Origin of the sequence: Pectobacterium betavasculorum (assembly GCF_000749845.1) — a bacterium.
Lineage (GTDB): Bacteria > Pseudomonadota > Gammaproteobacteria > Enterobacterales > Enterobacteriaceae > Pectobacterium > Pectobacterium betavasculorum.
Window position 1 is genome coordinate 67715 of record NZ_JQHM01000009.1, and the last position, 21039, is coordinate 88753.

Genomic DNA, 21039 nt, shown 5'->3' on the forward strand with positions numbered 1-21039 from the left:
TACCTGCTAATGATGCCTGAATTTTCTTCTTTCCCGCGTTCTCCCGATCCACTACGTCGTCGTTTATTGACGGCGCTGCTGCTGTCACCGCTGGTTTATTCAGCGGCGAGCAAGGGGGGGACAAGTGCTTCTCACGATCTAAACCGCATTGTGGCGCTGGAATGGTTGCCTGTTGAACTGCTTCTGGCGTTAGGCATCACACCCTTCGCGATTGCCGACAAACATAATTACAACCTGTGGGTGAAAGAACCCGCACTGCCAGAATCAGTGATTGATGTGGGGCTGCGTACCGAGCCTAACCTTGAATTGCTGACGCAGATTCGCCCATCGCTGATTCTTTATTCCAAAGGATACGGACCTTCGATCGAAAAAATGTCGCGTATTTCTCCACTGCTCGGTTTTGGCTTCAGCAGCGATCAGGGAAAGCCGCTGACGTCGGCACAGGCTTCAGTGATGCAACTGGCCGATGCGCTAAATATGAAGGCGGCTGGAGAACGGCATCTGACGGAGTTGGCGCAGTTTCTCCAGCAGGAAAGAATCACACTTCAGCCTTACACGGAGCGGCCGCTATTGCTTATCACGCTGATTGATAGCCGTCACGTACTGATCATCGCCAAGAACAGTCTTTTTCAGGAAGTGATGGATCATATCGGGATTGAGAATGCCTGGCGTGGTGAAACAAGTTTCTGGGGCAGCACGATTGTGGGCATTGAACGTCTGGCGGAAATCGGCGACGCCAACGTGCTCTGTTTCGAGCATGGCGATAGCGCCATTAGCGCACAGCTTGATAACAATCCGCTCTGGCAGGCTATGCCATTTGTGCGTCAACAGCGTTTACAGCGCGTACCTGCCGTCTGGCTGTATGGCGGAACGCTCTCGGCGATGCGCTTTTGCCGCATATTGAATCAGGCATTGGAGGCGAGAAAGCATGCCTAATTCTCTTTCTGTCGTGCACAAGCGTACTGTGTACCCGATGGTGCTTCCCATTGTTTTAATCGGTTTTCTGCTGTTCGTGATTCTGGGAGTGGGTAGCTACAATTTGCAGCAGCAATTGCCTGTGTCACAGTGGTTTGAGGCGCTGACGCAGCCCACGTTGAACAACATGCAGCAGCTTTTGTTCCACTACAGCCTGTTACCGCGCATGGTGCTGGCGCCGCTGATTGGCGCAGGGCTGGGGCTGTGTGGCGTGCTGTTCCAGCAGGTCTTGCGTAATCCTCTGGCTGAGCCGTCAACGCTGGGGATCGCCACTGGCGCACAGCTAGGCATCACGGTGGTAACGCTGTGGGCGCTGCCCGGTGGGGAATGGGTCCAACAGGCTGCGGCTATGATCGGCGCGCTGGTCGTTGGCGCGTTGGTGTTTGGCGTAGCCTGGGGCAAGCGATTATCACCCGTGACGCTGATACTGGCGGGGCTGGTGCTGAGTTTCTACTGTAGTGCGGTCAATCAACTGCTGGTGCTCTTTCATCATGAACAGCTTCAGGGCTTGTTCTTGTGGAGCAGCGGCGTGCTGAACCAGCAGGATTGGAGCAATGTGCAGTTTGTTCTCCCGCGCCTTCTGGCGTGTTTCTGTCTGTCGCTGCTTCTGATTCGTCCGCTAACGTTGCTGGGGCTGGATGACGGCGTTGCGCGTAATCTGGGGCTTGGGCTGTCGCTGGCACGTCTGAGCGCGCTTGGATTGGCGATTTTCCTGTGCGCGCAGTTGGTGAATGCAGCGGGCATTATTGGTTTTATTGGCCTGTTTGCGCCGCTGCTGGCGAAAATGCTGGGTGCGCGGCGTTTACTGCACCGCCTTTTATTAGCCCCGCTTCTGGGGGCGCTGCTGCTTGGTGTCACCGACCAGGGGGTTATCTGGCTGAGCCGGGTGTGGCTTGAAGTACCGACGGGCGCGGCGACGGCGCTGATTGGCGCGCCGCTATTACTATGGCTGCTGCCGCGTCTGCGTAATAGCGCTCAACCCGCGTTGGTGGACAGTAACAGCACGCCGACGCTCGAACGTAGCCTGTGGGGAAAGTGGTTGCTGCTTGGTATCGTGCTGCTGGGAATGGTGGTCATCACGGCGCTGATGCTGGGGAAAGATGCGCAAGGCTGGCAGTGGGGCGGTGGTGATGTGTTAGCGCAATTGCTCTCGTGGCGCTGGCCTCGCGTGCTGGCGGCGCTAACAGCTGGGGTCATACTGGCGGTGGCGGGAACCCTAATACAAAAATTAACCGGTAACCCGATGGGAAGCCCAGAAGTGTTAGGGATTAGCTCCGGCGCATCGTTCGGCGTCATTATTTTGCTGTTCTTTATCCCCGGCAACGCGTTCGTGTGGTTGCTTCCTGCCGGTAGCGCAGGGGCAGCATTGACGTTGTTGGTCATGGTGATTATCGCCGGACGAGGCGGTTTCTCCACGCAGCGTATGCTGCTGGCGGGGATCGCACTGAGTATGGCGTTCTCTACCGTGATCGCGCTCCTGCTAGCCAGTGGCGATCCACGCATGGCGACGGTGCTGACCTGGCTGTCGGGATCAACCTATGCGGTCGAACCTGTAGACGCGATCCGCACGGCAGCGATCGCGATTCTGCTGCTATTGATCGTCCCGTTGTGTCAGCGCTGGCTGCGTATTCTGCCGCTTGGTACTACAACTGCCAGATCGCTTGGCGTGGCCGTCACGCCAGTTCGCTTGTTGGTTTTGCTGTTGGCTTCGGTGCTGACTGCAATGGCAACCATGATGGTTGGGCCGATGAGCTTTGTGGGCCTCATGGCACCACACATGGCACGGATGCTGGGCTTTAGCCGTGTGTTGCCGCAAATCGCCAGCTCTGCGCTGATTGGCGGAGCGCTGATGGTGATTGCGGACTGGTTTGGCCGGATGATTCTCTTTCCGGCGCAGATTCCGGCAGGGTTGCTCGCGACGTTTATCGGAGCACCTTACTTTGTTTATCTATTACGCAAACAGGTGAAGTAACGCGATCGTTGGCGGGAAGGGAAACTCGCCGATGCCGTGTGATTAGCCGGAGACGTTGATGGCTTCGACCAGCATCCAAAACGTGGTGAGCACCAGAGAAAGCGCCATGATGCCGTTGAAGGCTTTCAGTTTCCACGGTTCCTGAAGATGTTTACCGATGCGATCGCCGAGTAGCGCCCAGACTAAAATGCAGGGCAGATTGAGCGCCATAAAGGCGATCATAATGGTGAAAATGCCGTTGCTGGCGGTATAAAGCAGCGCAATGTTGCTGGACATCAGCCAGGCTTTCGGGTTTACCGCCTGAAATAATGTCCCTTGCAGTACAGTCATCGGCTGTACTCGCCCTTGTAATTCTGGTGCCGACGAGCGCACAATTTTCCACGATAGCCACAGTAAATAGGCGCATCCCAACACCGTAAGGGGAAGGCGGATCGCGCCCAGCCAGCTCAGCAAAAGCTCCAATGCCACGCCCATCAACACCGTTTGGAGCGCACAGCCAATTAAAATACCCATCAGCATCGGTAGCGTACGACGCAGGCCAAAATTGACGCCTGACGTTGCCAGCAGCAGATTATTTGGCCCCGGTGTGATCGACATGACGGTGACGTAACTGAAAAAAGAAGGATCGAGCATGGTGTTATCCTGATGATGGGGAAGATCACTATAGTAGGCAGAAAAAATAAATGGTTACAGATACACAAAATGTTTATTGTTATGGGTACAAAATGCATTAGTTGTTAACTGTACTCATCGGCTGGCGGAGGAACTGTGTCCATCATCGACTCACAAGAAAGTACGCTCTATCAACAACTGGCAGAAACCTTCGCCACGGCCATTCATCAAGGGACGTTAGCGCCAGGAAGCCGCTTGCCGTCGATTCGCCGTGTCGCCGGATCGCATCAGGTGAGTGTGAATACGGTGCTGAATGCCTGGCGTATTCTCGAAGATCGCGGGTTGATCGAAGCGCGACCGCAGTCTGGCTACTTTGTGCGAGGACGTCTGCCGTCGCTGACAGAGAGCAAACCTCACCGTGCACAGGTAATTGTGCCGGGCAGTGAGAAACTGGATCTGATTGATACCGTGTTTGCTGCTCAAACTCACCCCGACTACATCAACATTTCTCTGGCGTGCCCGCAGCATACTGATTTCTACCCTACCGAAAAGATCGGTCGTATTGCCGCTTCGCTGCTGCGGCGACAGCCTGAGCTGATTGGCCGCTATGCGCTGCCGCCGGGCAGTGAACGGCTGCGGCGTGAAGTAGCGCGGCGAGCGATGGATTTAGGTATGACATTGACCCGCGAAGACATCACGATTACGCATGGCTGCATGGAGGCGCTACAGCTGGCGCTACGTACGGTTACGCAGCCGGGTGACTGCGTGGGGTTGGAAACGCCAACCTATTTTTATCTCTTTCCTCTGTTAGCGAGTCTGGGATTGAAAACGGTAGAGATTCCTACCGATCCGCAGCGTGGCCTCTCGCTGGATGCGCTGGAACTGCTGCTATCAGAAAATCGGTTACAGGCGATTATTGCCATGCCGAACGCGCAGAATCCGTTAGGGTGTAGCATGACGCTGGCGGATAAAAAGCGGCTGGCCAAGCTGGTCAATGATTATCAGGTGCCACTTATTGAGGATGGGTTATACAGCGAACTCCAGTTTACCTGGCCGCTGTCGCCGACGGTGAAAGCCTTTGACCGCGAGGGGTGGGTTATTTACTGTTCCAGCTTTACGAAAACGCTGGCACCTGATTTTCGTATCGGCTGGATGGCGTCGGGGCGTTTTCGGGCACAAGTGGCGCGGCTGAAAGCGGTATCGTCAATGGCGGAATCGGCGCTGTTATCGGAAACGCTGGCGCAGTTTCTGGAGTCCGGTGGTTACGATCACCATCTGCGCACGCTGCGTCGCCGCTATGCTGCGCAGATGGATGAGGCGCGTGGACTGATTGCCCGGTATTTTCCACAGGGCACGCGCGCGACGCAGCCGCAGGGCGGGTTTGTCTTTTGGCTGGAATTACCGGGCGGTGTAGATGGGGTTGAGTTATTCCATCGTCTGTTGCAAGAGAAGATTTGCGTCACGCCCGGCGAACTCTACACGCTGAGCGGCCGCTGTAAGCATGCGCTTCGGCTGTCTTGCTGCTACCCGTTTGATGAACGATACACGTATGCGCTTAAGCGTGCGGGCGCGCTGGCGTGTGAAATGAGCGGCATCGATCCAAATAATGAAAGCTAGCTATACGGTCTATTGAATCTGGTTTATAAGCAAATGACGGCGTCAGTGAATGACGCCGTTGTACAGTAAATTCGCTTTACAGGCGTGAGAAGCAGAGCTGTGCCGCTTCGATAGTGCGTTCGATGTCCTGTGGCGTATGCGCCAGAGACATGAAACCGGCTTCAAAAGCGGACGGTGCGAGATAAATCCCTTCTTCCAGCATCATGTGGAAGAAAAGCTTAAAGCGTTCGACGTCGCACTTCATCACATCCTGATAGCAGGTAACGCTGTCGGCATCGGTAAAGAACAGGCCGAACATGCCGCCCGCCTGATTAACCACCAGCGGAATGTTTTCGGCTTTCGCAGTAGCCAGCAGGCCATCGGCCAACTGATTGGTCAACGCGGTGAGCTTTTCATGTACACCGGGTTTCGCCACTTCGGTCAAACAGGCAAAGCCTGCCGCCATGGCAATCGGGTTGCCGGACAGCGTTCCCGCCTGATAAACCGGGCCCGTTGGTGCCAGTGCCTGCATGACTTCACGCTTACCGCCGAATGCGCCGACTGGCATGCCGCCGCCGATGATTTTCCCCAGACAGGTCAGATCCGGCACGACGCCATAGTGCGACTGTGCACCCGCCAGCGCGACACGAAAGCCAGTCATGACTTCATCGATGATGAACAGAGCACCAAACTCGTCGCACAGGGCACGCAGGCCGGGAAGGAAATCTGGCAGCGGTGGAACGCAGTTCATGTTGCCTGCGACGGGCTCGACGATGATCGCGGCGATCTCGTCAGGATATTGCTCAAAGGCGGCGCGTACCGATGACAGATCGTTATAGACGCAGGTCAGCGTATGACGAGCGAAATCGGCCGGAACGCCGGGAGAGTTCGGTTGACCTAACGTTAGCGCACCGGAACCGGCTTTTACCAGCAGGCAGTCGGCGTGACCATGATAGCAGCCTTCAAATTTGATGATTTTATCGCGGCTCGTATAACCCCGCGCCAGACGGATTGCACTCATGGTGGCTTCTGTGCCGGAGTTGACCATCCGCACCATATCCATACTGGGCACCAGCGAGGTGACCAGACGTGCCATCTGTACTTCCATCTCGGTAGGCGCACCAAAACTCAGACCGCGTTCTGCGGCAGCAATCACTGCATCACGAATCGCCGGGTGATTATGACCCAGTACCATTGGGCCCCACGATCCCACGTAATCAATGTACGCGTGTTGGTCGACGTCGTAGAGGTAGGCACCGTCTGCTCGCTCGATGAACAACGGCGTGCCGCCGACGCCGTTAAAGGCGCGAACAGGTGAATTCACACCGCCGGGAATAAGTTGCTGTGCCGCAGCATACAGGCTTTCAGATTTGTTCATTACGCGGTCCTGACTGGTCTTGATCGTAAAATGTAGGGGTATTCTAATGAACTGACCGCTGTTATGAAATCGCTGTACAGGTTTTCACTTGAAAACGCATAGCGTCATACCCACTGAGAGTACTGGCTAGGGGAGAGATGACTCGGCATAATGCGGCGATTATTTAAACAATTTACCCGTCATACTTCAAGTTGCATGTGCGTTGGCTTCCCTTGCTCACCCCAGTCACTTACTTGAGTAAGCTCCTGGGGATTCGTGCGGTTGCCGCCTTCCTGAAACTCGAATTATTTAGGGTATGGCTGTCAAATCTTGAACGTTTTCTAATCCTGCCGGATAATAAGCGTATGAATATGGGTCTATCACCTGATAAGCCCTGAGTTGGGAGTAAAAATATGAGCGACGATATAGCAGCACTGCCTCTGCAATTTACCGATGCGGCGGCAAGCAAGGTGAAAAACCTGATTGCTGATGAAGAAAACCCAGAGCTGAAACTGCGCGTGTATATCACGGGCGGCGGCTGTAGCGGTTTCCAGTATGGTTTTACCTTTGACGATCAAATCAACGATGGCGACATGACCATTGAGAAACAGGGTGTGGCGCTGGTGGTTGATCCGATGAGCCTGCAATATCTGGTTGGCGGTGCGGTTGATTATACCGAAGGGCTTGAAGGTTCTCGTTTTATCGTGACGAATCCGAATGCGAAATCTACCTGCGGCTGTGGTTCCTCTTTCAGCGTCTGATCCCATATTGCGGTTATTCACCGACTAAAAAATAAAAACCGTGTCTTACTGAGACACGGTTTTTTTATAGCAGACATTTTTTATAGTAGACAATAAGCCTGTCACAGCGGTGTTGAAACATCCCCGTGTTTTACTGTGATTACCATTCGACCGTAATTAAACGTGTTTCCATACCTTGCGTCGTTTTTGTCGCAGAGGATGAGAATTTGGCCTGATTGACCTGAATACGTGACTCAGTAATTTTAGGTTGGGGTACAGAGGTTACGTTACAGTTCATTTGATGTTGACCGGATTGCGGCGTTACACCACACGACGGCAATATCGTCAATTGAGCATTAATTTGCCCGCCGCTACTTCCTGCATAGGCAGTTCCACAAGCCGCGATCAGCAGGCTTGCGCAAAGCAACGCACTTTTCATGTTTATTTTACCTGGTGTTAAAGGAACCGATATCGGTTCAAAATTTTCTAATTTTGCATTGCTTTGGCTTTATCGCCGGGTGGTAATCAACACCTTTTATTGATGTCTATGATTCCACCGTTACGGTCAGATTATCGGCAAATGTTGGCGAAATAAAAGTTTGCTAGTGTTACAACTTGTATATTAATGAAGCTATTGTTATCAGAATGATTTCATAGTGTTAATTAACGATCATTTTGCTGACGAAGAGGTGGGCCTTAATTCTGCTAATTGAGAACAAATTTGCTGTGCAGCCAATAGCAAACGGGGGCCGCTGCGGCTAAACCAGTCTTCATTGACAGTAATAATCGGAACCGCTAACTGTGGTTGCCAAAATGCCTGTGCAGTGGCAATTTTGTCTGGCTCGCCGCTGATGATAATGGCCTGCGGCTGCCGTCTTAACACCTGCTCACGACTTACCTGCGGCCAGGGCACTGGGCTGTCGCCAAAGATATTTTCTGCGCCGCACAGTGAAACGATCTGGCTCTGTAGCGTCGCTTTTGAAGAGGTAAATAGCGGCTGAGTGCCAAATTGAATGAAGACTCGCAATGGCGCTGTGTGTGCCGCCTTATGCTTCTCATCCGCGAGTTGTTGTTCGCCTATTTGCTGCTGAAAATCTGTCGCAGCCTGTTCGGCTTGTTCAGGGTGACGGCTATAGGCTGCCAATTGTCGCAATGACGCTGGGATATCGTCTAAGGTTTTCGCGTCCAGATAGATGATGGGAATCGAGAAATTAGCGAGCTGTTCCAGCGGACGCTGCGGGTTACCCTCGCGCCAGGCCAGAATAAGATCGGGCTTGAGTGCGAGGATCCGCTCAAGGTTGATTCCCTGCCAGGAGGCAACCTGTTCCAGCTTTTTCGCTTCTGGCGGGTAATCTGACCAGGCGCTGACGGCAATCAGCTGTTCGCCCATTCCAGCCGCATAGGCCATTTCCGTCGCGTGTGGTGCGAGGCTGATAACACGCTGTGGAATAGCATAAGCGGCGGCGCAGAACAGCAGCCCTGTCAGCCAGCAGAGGAGCCTGAAGGTCATCGATTAGTGAGCAGTCAGCTTGGCCAGAATGGCTTCTACCATCCGCGTTGATTGCTGTGCCGCAACGCTCAGGAACTCATCAAAACTCAGGTGTGAGGCTTTATCCGCCACATCAGAAATCGCGCGAACCACTACAAACGGTACGCCAAATTGATGGCAGACATGTGCGATTGCGGTGGCTTCCATTTCCACGGCAATAGCCTTCGGGAAGGTGGTACGGATGCGTGCTAACGGCTCTGCGCCGTTAATGAAGGCATCGCCGCTGACAACTAAACCGCGCACGGCGTTCAGCTGTAAATCGGCAATGGCTTCCTGTGCCAGCGCGATGAGTTTTTCATCGGCAGAGAAAGCGGCAGGGCAGCCCGCCATCTGACCAGGTTCATAGCCAAAGGCCGTCACGTCGGCATCGTGGTAGCGTACTTCATCGGAAACGACGATATCACCGACGTTCAGTGTGGATGCCAGGCCGCCAGCGGAACCGGTGTTAATCACTACATCCGGCTTGCTATGTTCCAGCAGCAGCGTGGTACCCAGTGCGGCGGAGACTTTACCGATACCGGATTTCAGCAGTGCGACGTCTACGCCGTTGATTTGTCCGGTGTAGATTTCGCAACCCGCACGCTGGAAGGTCTGACGATTTTCAATCCGATCGCGCAGCAGCGTTACTTCTTGTTCCATCGCGCCGATAATGCCGACTTTCATAAGGTTCCCCGAAAATTCTGTTATAAATGGATGGTGTATACCTAATACTGGTCACTGAAATCCCATTTTAGGGGAAACACAGGGGGAGGTTCCCGCAGGGATGCATTACCCTGTGGTCGCACCGTGTATCTCGATCGTTAAATGACCAGCATTAGGTGTATATCGCGGACGTTAGTCTATCATGGCTAGTGGGATGAGATGGAGTATCCATCATTGTACTGTTGCGGGATGACAGGGAGAACCGTATGTCTGATATCGATTTCGCCAAAAAAATGAGCTTTCAGCGGCATTTCAGCCGACCTAAAACAGTTGATAGCGAATATGCGATTGTGCGTCAGTTCGAGAGCGATCGCGGTCGTATCATTAACTCCGCTGCCATTCGCCGCTTACAGCAAAAAACCCAGGTTTTTCCGCTGGAACGTAATGCAGCCGTCCGTTCCCGTCTAACCCACTCGATGGAAGTTCAGCAGGTTGGCCGTTACATCGCAAAAGAGATTTTGCACCGTCTGCAAGCCGACGGCCGACTGGAATCGCTCGGGCTAGCGGATAGACAAACGCCGTTTGAAAGTCTGGTTGAAATGGCCTGTCTGATGCACGACATCGGCAATCCGCCGTTTGGCCATTTTGGAGAATCCGCGATTAATCAATGGTTCAGAAAATTGCTGGATAGCCATTATCTGGACAGTGAATCCCCGGAACGTGTTGATGATTGTAACGTCCCTACGCTGCGGATGCAGCAGGATGGGCTGGACGATCTGCGCAGGCAGATCCGGCAGGATCTGAGCCATTTTGAAGGCAATGCGCAGGCGATCCGACTGGTGCATACGTTGCTGAAACTTAATCTCACCTACGGTCAGGTGGCCTGTATCCTGAAATATACCCGCCCCGCATATTGGCACGGCAAGCTTCCGGAGGATTACAACTATTTGATGAAGAAGCCGGGTTACTATCTGGCAGAAGAAGCGTTTGTCTTACGGTTGCGTGAAGAGCTGGATATGGGGGAATTTCATCGCCACCCGCTGAGCTACATTATGGAAGCAGCCGATGATGTCTCGTACTGTATCGCGGATTTAGAAGATGCCGTCGAGAAAGATATCCTCACAATAGAAGAACTGTATGATCTGTTGCGTGAAAATTGGGGGGAAGGAACGGAGAAAGACATTTTCGCCAAAACGATTGAATATGCCTACAAAGAGCGTGAGCGTTTAAAATGGCGCAGTCACGACGACCAGTTCTTTATGAATCTCCGCGTTAACACCGTGCAGCAGATGGTGCCCCATGCCGCGAAGCGTTTTATCGATAACCTGCCAGCGATCTATGCCGGATCGTTCAATCAGGCATTGCTTGAGGACGATAGCCCGCAGAACCGTCTGTTAGGCATCTTCAAGCGTGTCGCCTTAAAGCACGTTTTTAATCATCATGAAGTTGAGCAACTGGAGTTACAGGGCGACCGCGTGATTCGCGGCCTGCTGGATATCTATAGCCCGCTGCTCGACATGCCCTATCAGGATTTTAGCCAGCTTGTCAGCGACGATATGCACAAACGTTATCCGATTGAAACTCGGCTTTATCACAAGTTATCCAGCAAGCATTGTCTGGCCTATCGCGAAGCTGTCACTGCGTTGGAAGGTGTCGCCGAACCTGAGCGGATCGTCCGTGAATATTATTATCGGGCGCGTCTGATTCAGGATTACATCAGCGGTATGACGGATTTGTACGCCTACGACGAATACCGCAAGCTGATGGCGGCGGATTAGCGATGAACAGGCTGCAACGGAAATCGCGAGTTTTGTAAAGCCTTTCAATATTTCCTTACGCTTCACGATCTTCCCCTCGGGAACATTGTTGGTTCATATTTATCTCATACAACGACCACTGAGTGTACCCGGTGTCGGGTACACGGGCCGTAAGACTCGCGTGTTGATTACTATGAGATAACCTCCTATGAAAAGAAAATCACTGGTTCTGAGTGCGCTGGCGTTAAGTCTGGCGATGGCGATGGGCTCCACCACGGCGAATGCGGCTGAGTCAGCGGCGTCTGCTGCGTCATCGGGTCAATTGCCCAGCCTGGCCCCTATGCTGGAAAATGTTATGCCTTCTGTCGTAAGTATCTACGTGGAAGGGCATACCACCAATGCGGGTAAAGAAAACAATGCAGGCAAAGACGGTATTCCGCCGCAGCTTCAGCCGTTTTTTGGTGAGAACTCGCCGTTCTGCCAGGAAGGATCGCCGTTCCAGTCGTCGCCGATGTGTCAGGGCGATAGTGACGACGGTGATGACAGCGGCCAACCGCAACCCAAACAGGAAAACTTCCAGGCGCTGGGCGCGGGCGTCGTGATTAATGCGGAAAAAGGCTACGTGGTGACCAATAGCCACGTGGTGGATAACGCCGATAAGATTCAGATTCGACTCAGTGATGGCCGCAAATATGACGGCAAAGTGTTAGGCAAAGATCCGCGTTCAGATATCGCGCTGGTGCAACTGAAAGACTTTAAAAATCTGACGGCCATTAAGGTTGCGGATTCCGACCAACTGCGGGTCGGTGATTACACTGTAGCGATTGGTAACCCGTATGGTCTGGGGGAAACCGCGACATCGGGTATTGTGTCCGCGTTGGGACGTAGTGGCTTGAATATTGAAAACTATGAAAACTTTATTCAGACCGATGCAGCGATCAATCGGGGGAATTCCGGCGGCGCGCTGGTGAACCTGAATGGGGAGCTGATTGGGCTGAATACCGCGATTCTTGCCCCGGATGGCGGCAGTATCGGGATTGGTTTCGCTATCCCCAGCAATATGGTGAAAAGCGTCGTCGCACAGATTGTCGAATTTGGTGAAGTGAAGCGCGGCGAACTGGGCATCACGGGTACCGAGCTGAACTCTGAACTGGCGCAGGCGATGAAGATTGATGCACAGCGCGGCGCGTTTGTGAGTCAGGTGCGAGCGAAATCGGCAGCAGATACAGCGGGTATCAAGGCGGGCGATGTGATCGTCACGCTGAATGGCAAAGCAGTTAGCAGTTTCTCCGCGCTGCGTGCACAGGTCGGTTCGCTGCCAGTAGGAAGCAAAGTCGCACTGGGGCTGCTGCGTGATGGCAAACCGCTGACGGTTGATGTGACGCTGCAACAGAGCAATCAGACTCAGGTGGCTTCCGGTAATCTCTACTCCGGCATTGAAGGTGCTGAACTGAGTAATACTCAGGTTGACGATAAAAAAGGCGTTAAGGTGGATAACGTTAAACCCGGTTCCGCAGCGGCTAAAGTGGGGCTGAAGAAGGACGACATTATCCTCGGCGTTAACCAACAGGCGGTACAGAATATCGGCGAATTGCGTAAAATTCTGGACAGCAAACCGGCTGTCTTGGCGCTGAACGTTCGCCGCGGTGACAGCACGATTTATCTTCTGGCTCAGTAATCGAAATGTTTAACGTGTAAGTTAATAATTACCTTTTAATACAATGTCTTGATTTGATTTCCTAGTCGGGTGCTGAGGTGCCCGGCTATTTCTTATTTCTGCATAAAAGCGTTTTTGTGAGTTCTTCCACAGATTTAACCTAATTCCTATTTCTTTGTTAATTTGCACAATGTGTGGCGCACGGTGCGGCGGTATGCTGGTGCAATTGTCAATGTTCCTCTCAGAGGTAAAAATGGCGTCGTATCATCTCAATGCCAAGATGGCACAGGATATTGTCGCGCGAACCATGCAGATCATTGATAGCAATATCAACGTAATGGATGCTCGCGGTAAGATTATCGGCAGTGGCGATCAGGAGCGATTGGGGGAATTGCACGAAGGGGCGCTGCTGGCGCTTTCGCAGGGTCGGGTCGTCGATATTGATGACGCCGTGGCGCGTCACCTGCACGGCGTGCGTCCGGGTATCAATTTACCCCTGCGCATCGACGGTGAAATCGTTGGGGTTATCGGCCTGACGGGGAACCCTAGCCAACTGCGGCAATACGGTGAGCTTGTCTGCATGACGGCGGAAATGATGCTGGAGCAGGCAAGGCTACTGCATATGCTGGCACAGGATAGCCGCTTGCGCGAAGAGCTGGTGTTGAACCTGATCCGTACCGACGATCTGTCTCCCGCTCTTATGGAGTGGGCGCAGCGCCTAGGTATCGATATGAATAAACCCCGCGTTGCAGCGGTGATTGAAGTGGATAGCGGGCAGCTTGGTGTAGATTCGGCAATGGCAGAGCTACAGCAGTTGCAGACGCTGCTGACCACGCCGGAGCGTGACAATCTGATCGCTATTGTCTCCCTGACGGAAATGGTGGTACTAAAACCGGCGCTGAACAGCCACGGGCGTTGGGATGCGGAAGAACACCGCAGACGCGTGGATACGCTAATGTCACGGATGGCAGAAAGCAGTCGGCTGCGGGTGCGACTAGCGCTGGGGAACTATTTTGCTGGTCCCGGCAGTATTGCACGCTCTTACCGTACGGCGCGTACGACAATGAGCGTAGGCAAGCAGCGAATGCCCACCCAGCGTTGTTATTACTATCAGGATCTGATGTTGCCTGTGTTGTTGGATAGTTTGCGCGGTGGGTGGCAGGCAAACGAACTGGTGCGTCCGCTTTCGAAGCTCAAGGCAATGGACGGTAATGGCCTGCTGCGCCGGACGCTAGGTGCCTGGTTCCGTAATAACGTTCAACCCGGTGCGACGGCGAAAGCGCTGTTTATTCACCGTAATACGCTGGAGTATCGTCTTAATCGTATTTCTGAACTGACGGGATTAGATTTGGGGAATTTTGACGACCGCCTGCTGCTGTATGTCGCCTTGCAACTGGATGAAGAAGAGTAGGGCAGAAGAGAAACGGCTTTACGCCCACGTTTAGGTAATCTGAATTTCTACCGTGTCCCCTGATGCCGTATAGCAGCAGGGTTAACCGTTGCGGTCTTCAGTCGTAACAAAATTGCTTAGACTGAAAACTATGACATAACCATTAACAATATAACGCGATAGCATAAATTATCGCGAAACAATATTTTTGCCCCTTCATTATATCCACTATTGTCACTTCCATGTTGTCAGCCTGATAGCCGCATCAACGGCGTCAATCGATCGCATTCATCATTATTTTATCTAAATACTTTCAAGCATTAAGGTTAGGGAGTGATAAGAATGTCAATACGTCGTCTGGGGTTATCTGTTGCTACGGCAGCGCTGTTATTTTCTGGTGTGGCCTCGGCGGCTACCGAATTATTAAACGTGTCTTACGATCCGACGCGTGAACTGTATCAGCAATACAATGCAGCGTTTATCAAGCATTGGAAAGCGACCTCGGGTGAAGATATCACAATCAAAAACTCGCACGGAGGCTCTGGAAAGCAGGCGCGTTCTGTCATTGATGGCTTACAGGCTGATGTGGTGACGCTGGCGCTGGCAGGTGACATTGACGCATTAAACCTGAACCAACCGCTGATCGATCCTAAGTGGCAGGCGCGTTTACCTGACAACAGCACGCCTTACACTTCCACCATCGTTTTTCTGGTGCGTAAAGGTAATCCGAAGCAAATCAAAGACTGGAACGATCTGGTGAAACCGGGCGTTGAAGTGATCACGCCAAACCCGAAAACGTCCGGTGGTGCTCGCTGGAACTTCCTCGCTGCATGGGCTTATGCCAAAGCGCAACCGGGCGGCAATGAAGAAAGCGCACTGAAATTTGTCACCGAATTGTATCGTCACGCTCCAGTACTGGATACCGGTGCGCGTGGCGCGACCATCAGCTTTGTACAACGTCAGTTGGGTGATGTGCTGCTGGCGTGGGAAAACGAAGCTTACCTGTCTCTGAAAGAGCAGGGCGGCGACCAGCTTGAGATCGTCACACCGTCTCTGTCAATTCTGGCTGAACCTCCGGTTGCTGTCGTCGATAAAGTTGTTGAGCGTAAAGGGACGCAGAAACAGGCTGAAGCTTATCTGCAATATCTCTACAGCGATGAAGCACAACGCATCATCGGTAAGAACTTCTACCGCCCACGTAACGCCAAGATTGCCGAAGAGTTTAAAGATCAGTTTGCTCCGGTGAATCTGGTCACGATCGACAAGGATTTCGGCGGCTGGAAAGCGGCACAGGACAAATTCTTTAACGATGGTGGCGTGTTCGACAAAATCTTTAAAGAGATTAATAAGTAAGTTTGTAATGTCTGACGGATTAAGGCCGCTATTACCGTAGCGGCTTTTTCAGGTTAAAAAGGCAGGTAACAACCTGCCTGAAATGCTCTGTCAGGTAGTGCGTGTCGGCAAGCAGTTGTTGGCTGGATAGTGAGTATGAAAATTAAAGGCACGGTATGTCACAGCGTTCTTCCTCAGTGATCCCCGGTTTCGGGCTAACGTTAGGGTTTAGTCTGAGCTATTTAGGATTAATCGTTCTTATTCCGTTGGCAGCGATGTTTTTGTATGCCAGCCAACTAACCTTCGGTCAGTTTTGGGATCTGATCACCAGCCGCCAAGTGCTGTTTTCTCTGCGGCTTTCGTTTGGTACGGCGCTGGCAGCAGCTTTTATTAACGGTATTCTTGGGACGCTGCTGGCGTGGGTGCTCGTTCGTTATACTTTCCCAGGTCGTAAAGTGATCGATGCCATGATCGACATGCCCTTCGCGCTGCCAACCGCTGTGGCAGGGATTGCCCTGACGGCGTTGTATGCACCGAATGGCCTGGTTGGTTCGTTGTTTCCTTTCAAAATTGCCTATACCAGCATTGGTATCACGCTGGCGCTGATCTTCGTTACGTTACCTTTCGTCGTCAGAACGCTGCAACCGGTGTTGGCTGATATTCCCAAAGAAGTGGAAGAGGCCGCCGCCTGCCTTGGCGCACGCCCGCTTCAGGTTTTCCGTCATGTGTTACTTCCCGCGCTGTTACCAGCATGGCTGACTGGCTTTGCTTTAGCTTTTGCCCGCGGCGTAGGGGAATACGGTTCTGTGGTGTTTATCGCGGGAAATATTCCCTTTAAAACCGAAATCCTACCGCTGCTGATTGTCTCTAAGCTCGATCAGTATGACTACAAGGGAGCAACCGGGATTGGCGTGTTCATGCTGCTGGTTTCTTTCATTATGCTGCTGCTGATTAACGTGTTGCAGCGCCGCATTCAACCGAAACTGTAAGGGCTGGTCGTCATGGAACAGGTTATTTCCGCTCAGGACAGCGCGGCTAAAAGAAAAAAACAGCCCGCAGCCTATTACATTCTGGTTTCACTAGCGTGGATCGTTTTTTTCCTGATTCTGGTGTTGCCGCTGATGATGGTAGTGACTCAGGGTCTGGATAAAGGTATTGGCGCATTTTGGGACGCGATTAGCGAACCGGATGCGATCTCTGCGCTTAAACTGACGTTACTCGCAACCGTCATTTCCGTGCCGTTAAACGTTGTGTTCGGGCTGGCGACGGCGTGGTGTGTGACGAAATTCGAATTTCGTGGTAAGAGCTTTCTGCTGGCACTAATCGATTTGCCATTTTCCGTATCACCCGTTGTTGCGGGGCTGGTGTATGTGCTGCTGTTTGGGGCGCAAAGCAAGATCTATCCCTTCCTGCTTGAACACGATCTGCAAATTGTTTACGCCGTTCCGGGTATTGTACTGGCGACGATTTTCGTCACATTGCCTTACGTTGCCCGTGAGCTGATTCCGCTGATGGAAGAGCAAGGTTCGCAGGAAGAAGAAGCCGCACGGCTGCTGGGAGCGAATGGCTGGCAAATGTTCTGGCACATTACGCTGCCGAATGTGAAATGGGCGCTGATTTACGGCGTAGTGCTGTGTACCGCACGTGCAATGGGGGAGTTTGGTGCCGTTTCCGTCATTTCCGGTCATATTCGCGGCCTGACTAATACGCTGCCGCTGCATATCGAAATTCTTTATAACGAGTACAACATCGTTGCTGCCTTCAGCGTGGCGATTCTGCTGCTGATGATGTCGCTGGTGGTACTGTTACTGCGCCAGTGGAGTGAAGGTCGATTGACGAAGCAAATACAGAAACAACAGGAGTTGGCCAAAAATGAGCATTGAGATTCGCAATATTAATAAACAATTTGGCCAGTTTCGGGCGCTGAACGAGATTAATTTGTCGATCCACAGCGGCGAGCTGGTGGCGCTGCTGGGGCCATCGGGCTGTGGTAAGACGACGTTGCTGCGTATTATCGCCGGGCTGGAGCAGCCGGATAGTGGCAGTATCATCTTTCACGGTCAGGATGTATCCGTCCACGATGTGCGTAAACGTAACGTAGGATTTGTCTTCCAGCATTACGCTCTGTTCCGCCACATGACGGTGTTCGATAACGTCGCCTTTGGGCTGCGGATGAAGCCGAAGAATATTCGCCCATCGAAGAGTGACATCGAAAAGAAAGTGCATGAGTTGCTGAATCTGGTGCAGTTGGACTGGCTGGGAGATCGCTATCCTGAACAGCTTTCCGGCGGCCAGCGTCAGCGTATTGCGCTGGCACGTGCGCTAATCGTTGAACCGAGTATTCTGCTGTTGGATGAACCTTTTGGTGCACTGGATGCCAAGGTGCGTAAAGAGCTGCGTCGCTGGCTATCTCAGTTGCATGAAGATATCGATCTGACATCGGTATTTGTGACACACGATCAGGAAGAGGCGATGGAAGTCGCTGACCGTATCGTGCTGATGAATAAAGGCGTGATTGAGCAAATTGGTACGCCAGCAGAGGTATATAACAACCCGGCCAGCGAATTTGTTTACCATTTCCTTGGCGACAGTAACCGGTTGAAAGTGGCGCAAACGGAAGAAACCATTCTGTTCCGTCCGCATGAAGTGTCGTTGTCTGTTCAGGCTCAGGATGGCTATCAGGCGGTGACGGTTCGCGATATTCGTCCGCTAGGCGCCTTGACGCGCCTGTCGTTGAAATTGGGTGAGCAGTCGGAGCTAATTGAAGCCGAAGTCGCAAAAGACGATGTGAGTCTGGAAGGATTGCAGAAAGGTGACGTTATTCAGTTCAAGCCCAAGCGCTATAATCACGACTGGGAAATCTGATCGGCAGGCCGACGATAGCAATAAAAAAACCCGCGAAATTCGCGGGTTTTTTGCGTTTTCGGTTAATACTTTCGGCTGAAAGTATTAACGATAAGCAGGATTAGAGGCAACAGAGTAACGACCGCTGCCAACCAGCATGATGATAATGCCAGCAAAGAAATAGAGTGCTTCGACTTCCAGTGCCCATGCGCCGACATTGGTCAGGGTGAAGAATTTACCTGTACCTACCATCAGCGTAGCGACAACCAACGTCAACGCGGCAATCAGGCCAGAAATACGGGTAAACACGCCCAGAATAATCAGAATCGGCGCAACGACCTCACCCACATAAACACCATAAGCGATAAAACCTGGCAGGCCAGCGCCTTGCAGCATCTGTACGATCCAGCCTACGCCGTGCTCAACTTTTGCTACACCGTGAAACAGCAGCAAAATACCCACGGTTAAACGCAGTAAAAGTTTACCTGCATCGGGATGATCGGTTAAACGCGTGAACCACTGATTCAACTGAGAAATCATACTAGACAACCTCATGAGTAAGCGAAAAGTGCTATTGGATATAAGGCGGCAGTGTCGTCGATTTAGCGCCTGAATAGAAAACAAATAAATTTGATATTTTCTGTCAAAAAATTAGGTGAAGCGTTTCAACGCGGATAAGCATAGCACCGCAATTGTGGCGGTCTAATGATGATGAGAATAACGCAATAACAATACATTATGAAAAACATGTTATGAAAAACGCCCACAACCTGAACTGCTGAAGGTCAGAGAATAGCTTATAGAGAATCGTTTATAGGGAATGCTGCTCGGGGCTTATCACGGATGCGATAGGCCCCTTTTCATAACCTGTTTATGCTTCGCCAAGCAGGGCTTTTTTAGCGGCGTTGAGAAAGTCGTCCGATAAGGTATCGCCAGCCGTTGCACGGGCTAATGTCAGTGCGCCGGATAACAGTGCTAATTGCGCCAGAGCATGCATCCTGCGCTGTTCTTTATCTTCTATCGTGGAGATGGACTCCAGTCTGTCCAGCATGGCTCTGACGCCGCTGAGATAAACCTCACGTACCGGCTTGCCTTCACTTTCTCTGGCGATGTCGCTAGCTAAGGCGGTGATTGCACAGCCATCTTTGGCTCCGTCACGGTGGGCGGGGGAGAGGTAATGTTCAACAAGCGTTTGCAGGCCATGATGATTTGGCTGATGGCTTATTTCCTGCCAGCGGGAACCGGAATCTTCAAGCGCTTTACGGCTGGCGATAGCGACGAGTTCATCTTTAGAGGCAAAATGACCATAAAAGCCGCCATGGGTTAACCCAGCCGCAGCCATCAAGTCGTTCACGCTGACGCCGTTGAGGCCCTGTTCACGAAAGAGCTGTGAGGAAACCTGGATAATTTCCTCTCGGTTACGCTCCATCTGCTGTTTTGATACACGGGCCACTTTGTTCTCCTTCCTCTGTCAGGCATCATCTTAAAGTATGAAAAAACCAGACTCAATAGATGATGCCTTTCATCAATAGTCAGATCAGGCTCGCGGTGGCCACGCTGTATTGATATGGGCGCTGTCTCCTCCCTGAGCCCGAGGCAACGTCCCCGCGATCTGATCGTGCGGCGTTCCTAGCGAAATAGCACTGACTTCATCCAGTCGCGCGACCTGAGCTTCGCTTAGCGTCACATTTAATGCGAGTAGCGTATCGTCCAGCTGTGCCAGCGTGCGAGAACCCAGAATGGGGATCAGGCTGGTGCTGGAGCGGGCGGATTTATGCCGTAACCAGGCGATGGCAACCTGTATTGGCATGACGTTCAAATCATTTGCAACGCGAAATACTTCATCCAGCAAGGTCGTATCTTGCTCGATGTGCACTAATCTTCCACCAAAACCGATCAGACGGCCTTCTTTACTTTGACGGTATTTACCCGTCAGCAAGCCACCGCCCAGCGGAGACCAAAGCGTTGCTGCCAGCCCCATTGCTTCTGCCATCGGCAGCAGTTCTCGCTCTGCCGTACGCTGTACCAGACTGTATTCCACCTGAATACCCGCAATTCGCGACCAGCCGCGCAGTTCCGCGATGGTGTCCGCTCGGGCAATGCGCCAGGCTGGGAAATTAGAGAAGCCTGCGTACTGGATTTTCCCAGCCCGAATGAGATCGTCGAAAGCACGAACAATCTCTTCAAGCGGGGTTAATTGATCATCAAAGTGCGCCCACAGCACATCGATACGATCGGTTTGTAGCCGTTTAAGGCTGTTTTCTACCGACGAAATCATATTCTTACGGCTATTGCCGGTTCGGGAAATTCCGGCATCCGCGATGGCACTTAAGGTGTATTTCGTCGCCACGACAAAATGATCGCGGTCTGCGGCAATGAACTCTCCGACCATCTGCTCAGATTGACCAAACTGGTAAGCATCAGCCGTATCGATGAAGTTGCCGCCAGCATTCGCATAACGATCAAATACCTGTTTAGCCTGTTCTTTTTCAGAACCATAGCCCCAGCCAGTGCCAAAATTTCCTGTTCCGAGAGCCAACTCAGAGACGCGTAAGCCCGTATTCCGTCCAAACGTCGTGTATTTCATACTGTTCATCCATATTTAAATGTTGATTG

19 protein-coding genes are annotated in these 21039 nt (G+C 52.3%); 11 read left to right on the plus strand and 8 right to left on the minus strand.

Going from position 1 to position 21039, the window contains the following annotated elements; genetic code table 11:
• Nucleotides 1–9 precede the first annotated feature (9 nt).
• Nucleotides 10–936, plus strand: coding sequence for a Fe(3+)-hydroxamate ABC transporter substrate-binding protein FhuD (gene fhuD, locus KP22_RS15895; RefSeq protein WP_039325159.1), 927 nt, complete (start codon nt 10–12; stop codon nt 934–936).
• Entirely contained in the window at nt 929–2947 is a 2019-nt protein-coding gene (gene fhuB / locus KP22_RS15900) for a Fe(3+)-hydroxamate ABC transporter permease FhuB (protein WP_039325160.1), read from the plus strand. Before fhuD ends, fhuB begins: the two co-directional genes overlap by 8 nt.
• Before the next feature lie 42 nt (nt 2948–2989).
• Here the strand turns inward: fhuB and KP22_RS15905 are convergent, their stop codons facing one another.
• Nucleotides 2990–3580 carry a LysE family translocator gene (locus KP22_RS15905; RefSeq protein WP_039307180.1) on the minus strand — a complete coding sequence of 197 codons (591 nt, stop codon included), beginning with the start codon at nt 3578–3580 and terminating at the stop codon, nt 2990–2992.
• Between the two features lie 135 nt (nt 3581–3715).
• Between KP22_RS15905 and KP22_RS15910 the strand changes: the two genes are divergently transcribed.
• Nucleotides 3716–5176, plus strand: coding sequence for an aminotransferase-like domain-containing protein (locus tag KP22_RS15910; RefSeq protein ID WP_039325161.1), 1461 nt, complete (start codon nt 3716–3718; stop codon nt 5174–5176).
• A gap of 76 nt (nt 5177–5252) precedes the next feature.
• Here KP22_RS15910 and hemL read toward each other — a convergent pair whose 3' ends face one another.
• Complete coding sequence (gene hemL, locus KP22_RS15915) at nt 5253–6533, minus strand: glutamate-1-semialdehyde 2,1-aminomutase (RefSeq protein ID WP_039307185.1); 1281 nt, start codon at nt 6531–6533, stop codon at nt 5253–5255.
• A 392-nt stretch (nt 6534–6925) separates the two neighbouring features.
• Between hemL and erpA the strand changes: the two genes are divergently transcribed.
• Nucleotides 6926–7273, plus strand: coding sequence for an iron-sulfur cluster insertion protein ErpA (gene erpA / locus KP22_RS15920; RefSeq protein ID WP_005969047.1), 348 nt, complete (start codon nt 6926–6928; stop codon nt 7271–7273).
• A gap of 139 nt (nt 7274–7412) precedes the next feature.
• Here erpA and KP22_RS15925 read toward each other — a convergent pair whose 3' ends face one another.
• The 3 genes from KP22_RS15925 to mtnN all read right to left on the minus strand — a co-directional run bounded on the left by KP22_RS15925 (nt 7413) and on the right by mtnN (nt 9464).
• A complete protein-coding gene (locus KP22_RS15925) occupies nt 7413–7691 on the minus strand; it encodes a hypothetical protein (protein ID WP_039307187.1) in 279 nt (92 codons plus the stop codon).
• Nucleotides 7692–7922: 231 nt separating this feature from the next.
• A complete protein-coding gene (gene btuF, locus KP22_RS15930) occupies nt 7923–8762 on the minus strand; it encodes a vitamin B12 ABC transporter substrate-binding protein BtuF (protein WP_039325162.1) in 840 nt (279 codons plus the stop codon).
• Between the two features lie 3 nt (nt 8763–8765).
• Nucleotides 8766–9464, minus strand: coding sequence for a 5'-methylthioadenosine/S-adenosylhomocysteine nucleosidase (gene mtnN / locus KP22_RS15935; RefSeq protein WP_039325163.1), 699 nt, complete (start codon nt 9462–9464; stop codon nt 8766–8768).
• 245 nt (nt 9465–9709) lie between these two features.
• Here mtnN and dgt point away from each other — a divergent pair, with 245 nt between their 5' ends.
• The 7 genes from dgt to KP22_RS15970 all read left to right on the plus strand — a co-directional run bounded on the left by dgt (nt 9710) and on the right by KP22_RS15970 (nt 18444).
• Complete coding sequence (gene dgt, locus KP22_RS15940; protein WP_039307193.1) at nt 9710–11221, plus strand: dGTPase; 1512 nt, start codon at nt 9710–9712, stop codon at nt 11219–11221.
• 187 nt (nt 11222–11408) lie between these two features.
• Nucleotides 11409–12878 (plus strand): serine endoprotease DegP, encoded by a 1470-nt coding sequence (degP, locus tag KP22_RS15945; RefSeq protein WP_039307196.1) that lies wholly within the window; start codon nt 11409–11411, stop codon nt 12876–12878.
• Nucleotides 12879–13110: 232 nt separating this feature from the next.
• Complete coding sequence (locus KP22_RS15950; RefSeq protein WP_039325179.1) at nt 13111–14268, plus strand: CdaR family transcriptional regulator; 1158 nt, start codon at nt 13111–13113, stop codon at nt 14266–14268.
• A 327-nt stretch (nt 14269–14595) separates the two neighbouring features.
• The gene (locus KP22_RS15955; RefSeq protein ID WP_414625932.1) at nt 14596–15600 is read left to right on the plus strand and encodes a sulfate ABC transporter substrate-binding protein; all 1005 of its coding nucleotides are present in this window, start codon (nt 14596–14598) and stop codon (nt 15598–15600) included.
• Nucleotides 15601–15755: 155 nt separating this feature from the next.
• Nucleotides 15756–16568 (plus strand): sulfate ABC transporter permease subunit CysT, encoded by an 813-nt coding sequence (gene cysT / locus KP22_RS15960; RefSeq protein ID WP_039307199.1) that lies wholly within the window; start codon nt 15756–15758, stop codon nt 16566–16568.
• A gap of 12 nt (nt 16569–16580) precedes the next feature.
• Complete coding sequence (gene cysW, locus KP22_RS15965) at nt 16581–17462, plus strand: sulfate ABC transporter permease subunit CysW (RefSeq protein WP_039307201.1); 882 nt, start codon at nt 16581–16583, stop codon at nt 17460–17462.
• Complete coding sequence (locus KP22_RS15970; RefSeq protein WP_033071017.1) at nt 17452–18444, plus strand: sulfate/molybdate ABC transporter ATP-binding protein; 993 nt, start codon at nt 17452–17454, stop codon at nt 18442–18444. The genes cysW and KP22_RS15970 overlap by 11 nt, the downstream gene beginning before the upstream one ends.
• An 84-nt stretch (nt 18445–18528) precedes the next feature.
• On the opposite strand, the gene KP22_RS15975 is transcribed toward KP22_RS15970, so the two are convergent.
• From KP22_RS15975 to KP22_RS15985, 3 genes are all read right to left on the minus strand, one after another.
• Entirely contained in the window at nt 18529–18963 is a 435-nt protein-coding gene (locus KP22_RS15975; protein WP_039307204.1) for a DoxX family protein, read from the minus strand.
• Nucleotides 18964–19294: 331 nt separating this feature from the next.
• Nucleotides 19295–19876, minus strand: a complete 582-nt coding sequence (locus KP22_RS15980; protein WP_039325164.1) for a TetR/AcrR family transcriptional regulator — start codon at nt 19874–19876, stop codon at nt 19295–19297.
• Nucleotides 19877–19960: 84 nt separating this feature from the next.
• Nucleotides 19961–21010 (minus strand): aldo/keto reductase, encoded by a 1050-nt coding sequence (locus KP22_RS15985; RefSeq protein ID WP_039307209.1) that lies wholly within the window; start codon nt 21008–21010, stop codon nt 19961–19963.
• Nucleotides 21011–21039: the final 29 nt, after the last annotated feature.